Raw genomic sequence first — 6,128 nt, 5'->3', positions numbered from 1 at the left:
CGCCGCGGATGCCAGTGCGGCGATCACGCCCTTGGCCCAGCTGGGGAGTGCGAGGGTGGCGCGGCCCTTGTGCGGGGTGACTTTGGCGATGGAGCAGTGTCCGGCGGGGATGCCCCAGTAGGACTCGCGCAGGACGTGGTAGGTGTAGAACTCGAGTTGTGCTCCGGTGGTGCGGACGAAGTCGTAGCGCAGGCCGGGGACTCCGTTGCGGGGGTTGAGCATCGCTTTTTTGAACCGGTCGAGTTGTGCGGTGCTGTTGGCGTTGAGCCGGTAGCGCTTGCCGACGTGGCAGAAGCCGCCGCCGGAGTAGAAGTGGTCGCCCAGGTTGACCAGGCCGGCGGCCGCGGCGGACAGCTCGGTGCTGGTTTCGGTGGTGTCGTTGGTGATTGCGGTGGTGGCGAACTGCTCGGCGGTGGTGGCGGCCTGCTGCGTGGTGGTGGAGCTGGGTGCGGGTGCGGCGGGTGCGGCCTGGGCTTGGACGGTGCCGGCCATGAGGGCCATCGCGATCGCGGTGGTGAGCATCGTGCGGCCGATGAGTCCGGCGCGTGGCCGGGTGCTGATCGACGGATCGTCTGAGTTCTTCACAAGAGTCCTCCTGGGAAAGCGGTGCCAATCCTGAACTTGTGCGCGAATTGGCTTGCTGATCATCCAGGTCGGCATGACTCGGCCGTGAGAATTCGGAGGAAGCCGGATGCCGCCGGAGGAGCGGAGGAACATTGCTCTCGGATTTCCCATCATCTGGTGCTGTTCGACAAGAGCGGAGCCCGCATCCACAGATTGTCGGGTCCTTCTTCTGTTCGGCTGAACAGGACCCGCATCCTCGACCCGGATGAGTGGAGAAACGGCGATCTCCCACGACGGTGTCAAGTCGTCGTGGGAGATCGCCGTTCGTGCGCCGGGTCGTTCACAGGCTGTGGAGCGTTTACCCCCGGATCATCTGGAGTGCGGCGGCGGTCCGCGCGACACCCACGTTGATCGCTTCCGCGTTTGCGCCGGGAGCGGTGGCGGCGATCTGCCCGGCGGCCCTAGTCCTCACCCAGTTCAGCGCGACGTTCCTGACCTGGCCGAGTCCGAGGCCGAGCGCGGCGCCGGTGAAGCAGTTCACGACCGCGGTGGCGATCAGCGCATTCTTGTCGGTGACACCGACGATGAAGTTGTAGACGAAGTTCTGCACGCTACCGGCGACACATCCCGCGACGGCCGTGGCGGCGAATGCCCCTGCCGGGAACGCGGCGATGATCGCCGCTTCGATCCCGATCACGATTGCCACGAAGATCGCCGCGGATGCCAGTGCGGCGATCACGCCCTTGGCCCAGCTGGGGAGTGCGAGGGTGGCGCGGCCCTTGTGCGGGGTGACTTTGGCGATGGAGCAGTGTCCGGCGGGGATGCCCCAGTAGGACTCGCGCAGGACGTGGTAGGTGTAGAACTCGAGTTGTGCTCCGGTGGTGCGGACGAAGTCGTAGCGCAGGCCGGGGACTCCGTTGCGGGGGTTGAGCATCGCTTTTTTGAACCGGTCGAGTTGTGCGGTGCTGTTGGCGTTGAGCCGGTAGCGCTTGCCGACGTGGCAGAAGCCGCCGCCGGAGTAGAAGTGGTCGCCCAGGTTGACCAGGCCGGCGGCCGCGGCGGACAGCTCGGTGCTGGTTTCGGTGGTGTCGTTGGTGATTGCGGTGGTGGCGAACTGCTCGGCGGTGGTGGCGGCCTGCTGCGTGGTGGTGGAGCTGGGTGCGGGTGCGGCGGGTGCGGCCTGGGCTTGGACGGTGCCGGCCATGAGGGCCATCGCGATCGCGGTGGTGAGCATCGTGCGGCCGATGAGTCCGGCGCGTGGCCGGGTGCTGATCGACGGATCGTCTGAGTTCTTCACAAGAGTCCTCCTGGCAGGGAGCGAGGTGCGTCGAGCAGGATTTCCCGTCGACAACTCGATCCGGGATTGCTGATTCAGCATGCATATTCCGGTGTTGATTTCATACGTGTCCGGATGAGTTCGGAGGTTCTCGGATTGCGGATTTCATAATTTATCGTTCGAGTCGAAATGATGAAGCCTCCAGAGGTGGTTCTGACCTGCGTCTTGTTTTCGATGAGAAGATTCGGAAACATGGGCTTTACCTTGATCAGATGGGTGGCGGAGGTGTCCAGTCGGATTCGAGGGAATGAGATGGTGTTGTGCGAGAAGTGCGCTGCCGGCGACGGTCCGCTTGCATTGAGTCTGTGAGTAGAAGTTCATCTCAACGCAGCGAAGGCTCGCGCCGCCATGTGGGCGGTGCGAGCCTTCGCTACGAGAAACCGTTGCGGCGCAGCCGGTTTCTCTCGTTGTGTTCGCCGGAGGGTGAGTCGAGCGAGCGCTGAGTGATTCTAGGAGGTTTCTGGCGGAACCGTTCGGCAACGCTCGTCTTCATGGCGATTTCCGCTGTACGCGCACCGGCGGCGTCCTTGACGCCGAGGACGGGGTCACCGACCGTGCGCGGCTGCGCTGGGACGTTGCGAATGCGGTAGTGGCGCGCGCTTCCGCCCTGACCGTGCGCTGTTCATGAGGAAAGCGGACCCCGCCGCCTTATGGGCGATGGGGTCCGCTCTGCGGGGAACTACCGTGGCGCGGTCGATTCCCCGCACTGTGCTCACCGAACGGGAGTCGTGCGAGCACGCTGCGATCGTACGATTTCCGTGCCGACCGGTGGACTCGGCGCACCATTTTACGTGGAAGTCCGCTGAAAGCGGATTTGATCGCGATCGGTTCCCGGTGGGTGTCGACGTTCCTCATGTCCATTTGAAAGGCGCTCGTGGTGCCCGTCCTGGCTGTCCGCGATCGTCCAGTTGTCCCACCGGTGGTGGCTCCCGTTCTGGCCTTGCTCGGCGGACCGGAGGTTCCTGACACTCGCCACGTCCTGCCCCGCGCTGCCGGACCGCACGGAGTGGTTGTGGGGAGTTGTGAAAGAACATCGGAAAAGCGGGGAATCACGCCTGGTGGCTTCGGAGTTCCCGGCTCCTGTGGCTAGCGTCGCGACCGCCGGGCAAGTGCGGCAGCAGGATTCCGCGCACGTCACCCTGTCGCTGACCACACCACGGAGGACGTCATGAGGGCTGTCGCACTTGTCGGTGCCGCACTGCTACTACTGGCGACCAGCGGCACAGCGCACGCTTACCCGAAGCCCGCGGCGCTCAAGGGGAACGTCGCAGCCCACGACCCGTCCATGATCCGCAGTTCCAGCGGGTACTCCGTCTTCTCGACGCACAACTCGATCGAAATCCGCCGGTCGACCGATCGGGTGGGTTTCACACGGACAGGTGCGGCCTTGCCCTCCAAGCCTTCCTGGCACTTCTGGTACAACGTCGACGGCGATGCCTGGGCTCCGGACGTGTCCTACCACGGCGGCAGGTATCTCCTGTACTACTCGGTGTCGAGTTTCGGCAGCAACAACTCCGCCATCGGCCTGGCCGTCAGCCGGACAGCCGAGCCGGGAACCTGGGTCGACCAGGGGATCGTCTACACCTCGTCCACTTGGGACAACTACAACGCGATCGATCCTTCGCTGCTGGTCGACGCGAGCGGTCGGTGGTGGTTGTCGTTCGGTTCGTTCTGGAGCGGTATCCACATGATCCGCATCGATCCGGTGACCGGCAAGCAGTCCAGAACCGACACGGCTCGCCGCCACCTTGCTCTCCGCCCGGAAGGCACGCATGCGGTCGAGGCGCCCCACATCGTGCGTCACGGGGCCTACTACTACATGTTCGTCTCCTTCGACCGCTGTTGCGCTCGTGCGGAGAGCACCTACCGCATCATGGTCGGCCGTTCGACCGATCCGACCGGTCCCTACACCGACCGTGCAGGGGTTCCGATGCTCAACGGTGGCGGGACGCAGATTCTCGGCACCCACGGCAACATCATCGGACCGGGTGGCCAGAGCGTCATGCGCGACGGCGCGGAGGACGTTCTCGTCTACCACTACTACGACGGTGCGGCCGGTGGTCGTGAAGCGCTCGGCCTCAACCGCCTGGGTTGGGATTCCCAGGGATGGCCCTACGTCAGGTAGTCCTGCTGTCGGCCTGCCCTGCCAGCTCGAACGGTGGTGGCAGCCAGGTCGCCGCGTTCTGACCCAGCGAGCCCACGGTCTCCCGCGCGAACCAGCGGGCGTGCTCGGTGTCGGCCGTCAGCAAGGAAGGGATCACCAAGTCCGCGTAGTCGTGAAGCCAAGCCTCGTCGCGCGGCATTGCTACCCAGCGTGGAATGCACCCGATGAACCTGGTGCTGGTCGCGGCTTTCGCAGGAAGCTGGGCAGGACTTCGGGTGACCACAGGTGCGCAACCTGCCTGGCCGGACTGATCGCAGTGCTGCTGGCCACCACCGCAGTGCTGAACGCGCCCGCAGTGAGGCCGAACGGGTTCACCCCGCTCTTGCCGCACGGCTGGTGCACGATCGCATCCGCGACCGTGTTGCTGTGCTCAGCCTTCACCGGACAGGAAGCGGTCGTCCATCTACGACTCCTCGTGATGGCCGGCGTCGGCGATGCCGTCAGATCCACCCTCGCTTGGTGGCGTTGATGCCCGCTTGGAAACGGTTCTCCGCACCTAGACGCGGCAGCAGTTCGGTGATCTTGCGCTGCACCGTTCGCACGCTGACGCCGAGCCGCTCAGCGACGTGATGGTCAGTTGCGCCGTCCGCGAGCATCTCCAGCATCCGCAGGTCGGCCTCCGCAGGACTGCCGTGCACCGCGGCACCCGACGACTGCAGCGGGGATGCGAGCTTCCACAGGCCCTGGTAGACGGAGTCGACAATGCTCAGCGCCTGCGACGGCCTGACGAGCAGAGCGGTCCGTACCGCCTTTTCATCCTCCTCGACGACGACCATGGCCGCCGAGTGGTCCAGGAGGACCATCGTGAAGGGTATTCCGTCGTAGAGGCGCACTTCCCGGTGGTCGACGCGGAGGTCCTGCGGCCGGACCTGCACACCCGCCTCCCGGAGCGACACCGTGTCGTAGATCCCCTCGACGCGCACGGCCGTGCCCACGCCGGGCAGGCACCGCAGTGGCCTGCTCCTGATCCGCCCGTGCTCGTCGAGCGAAAGCCTTCCGCACACCCTCAGGTCCTGCTTGCAGTTGGACCGCAAAGTGGCGAAGCACTCGGCCACGGCCTCTTCGCCCCGGATCGTCTGGACCGCGTCGAGAGCTGGTTCGCGGTCGTTGAGGACCGCTGAGAGTTGACGGGCCAGCCTGGTCGCGGCCAGAAGTAGTTCCCGCTCGCCACGGGGTGCTGACGGCCCCTGGGAGTGCTCCGGGGAACTGCTGGGCTTCTTGTGCATCTGCTGCCGTTTCGTTTCGAACCGCTGCCGTTCCAAGGGTTGTGAGCGCTGTCAGAACCACCCGAGCCTGGTTGCTTTCACGCCAGCCTGGAAGCGCGTCTCTGCTCCCAGCGTCTCCATCAGACCGTGGATCTTGCGTCGCGTCGTACGCACGCTGAGCCCGAGTTTTTCCGCGATCTGGTCCTCGGCCAGCCCCGCTACGAGGAGGGCGATGAGGTCGTGCTCCTGCTCGCTGATGGGAGACCCGTCACCGGAACCGCTCTGCAGCTCCATACGCAGTGGAGTCGCCGCTGCCCAGAACATCTCGAAGAAGGCGACCACGACGTTGAGCACGGGTGACGGACGCACCAGGAGAGCGGTGTCCAGCTCGCTGCCGTCGCTGGAGGCGATCAGTGCGGTGGACCGATCAGCGATGGCGATCTTGAACGGCGTTCCGGACAGCAGCCTGACTTCCTGACCGCTGATCCTGGCGCCCCGCAGGCGTTGCAGGCCGTTCGGTACGGTCAGAACCGCGGTGTCGAACAGCATCCGGAACCTGATGCCCTCGCTCTTCTTGCGGAGGAAGACCGCGACCTGGTCGGACACTGCCGGCCGCCGGTCCGCGTAGGGTGGCCGGTCGCAGCCCCAGAATTCGCCGCGCGCTTCGCCCATCATTTCCTCGTAGACGTTCAGGATCCCGTCCTGGCCCCGGACGACGGAGATCCCCTCGTCTTCGGCACTGTCGCCGCCCAACATCAGGTGGAGTTCGTCGGCGAGCCTGCGCATCTCCAGCAGTTGTCGCACGTGGTCCTCGTCGTCCGACCGCTCGATCACCATTCCAAAGTAGCAACAGGCAGGG

General features: G+C 65.3%; 6 protein-coding genes. 1 reads left to right on the top strand and 5 read right to left on the bottom strand.

Features of this window, described 5'->3' with window-relative positions; translation table 11 throughout:
• On the bottom strand, positions 1 to 585 hold a 585-nt coding region (locus tag DFR72_RS46035; RefSeq protein WP_170176605.1), incomplete at its 3' end, for a hypothetical protein.
• Between the two features lie 337 nt (positions 586 to 922).
• Positions 923 to 1,861, bottom strand: a complete 939-nt coding sequence (locus DFR72_RS38835; protein WP_114773933.1) for a hypothetical protein — start codon at positions 1,859 to 1,861, stop codon at positions 923 to 925.
• 1,207 nt (positions 1,862 to 3,068) lie between these two features.
• Between DFR72_RS38835 and DFR72_RS38830 the strand changes: the two genes are divergently transcribed.
• Positions 3,069 to 4,025: an arabinan endo-1,5-alpha-L-arabinosidase gene (locus tag DFR72_RS38830; RefSeq protein ID WP_090071564.1), complete on the top strand. Its 957-nt coding sequence runs from the start codon at positions 3,069 to 3,071 to the stop codon at positions 4,023 to 4,025.
• Here DFR72_RS38830 and DFR72_RS38825 read toward each other — a convergent pair.
• The 3 genes from DFR72_RS38825 to DFR72_RS38815 all read right to left on the bottom strand — a co-directional run bounded on the left by DFR72_RS38825 (position 4,018) and on the right by DFR72_RS38815 (position 6,103).
• Complete coding sequence (locus DFR72_RS38825) at positions 4,018 to 4,161, bottom strand: hypothetical protein (protein ID WP_170176604.1); 144 nt, start codon at positions 4,159 to 4,161, stop codon at positions 4,018 to 4,020. The genes DFR72_RS38830 and DFR72_RS38825 overlap by 8 nt on opposite strands.
• 343 nt (positions 4,162 to 4,504) lie before the next feature.
• The gene (locus DFR72_RS38820; protein WP_143086948.1) at positions 4,505 to 5,290 is read right to left on the bottom strand and encodes a helix-turn-helix transcriptional regulator; all 786 of its coding nucleotides are present in this window, start codon (positions 5,288 to 5,290) and stop codon (positions 4,505 to 4,507) included.
• 51 nt (positions 5,291 to 5,341) lie between these two features.
• Positions 5,342 to 6,103, bottom strand: coding sequence for a helix-turn-helix transcriptional regulator (locus tag DFR72_RS38815; protein WP_170176603.1), 762 nt, complete (start codon positions 6,101 to 6,103; stop codon positions 5,342 to 5,344).
• Positions 6,104 to 6,128 lie beyond the last annotated feature (25 nt).

The organism is Lentzea flaviverrucosa (genome assembly GCF_003350445.1).
GTDB lineage: Bacteria > Actinomycetota > Actinomycetes > Mycobacteriales > Pseudonocardiaceae > Lentzea > Lentzea californiensis.
This window is presented reverse-complemented; position numbering and strand designations above follow the sequence as displayed.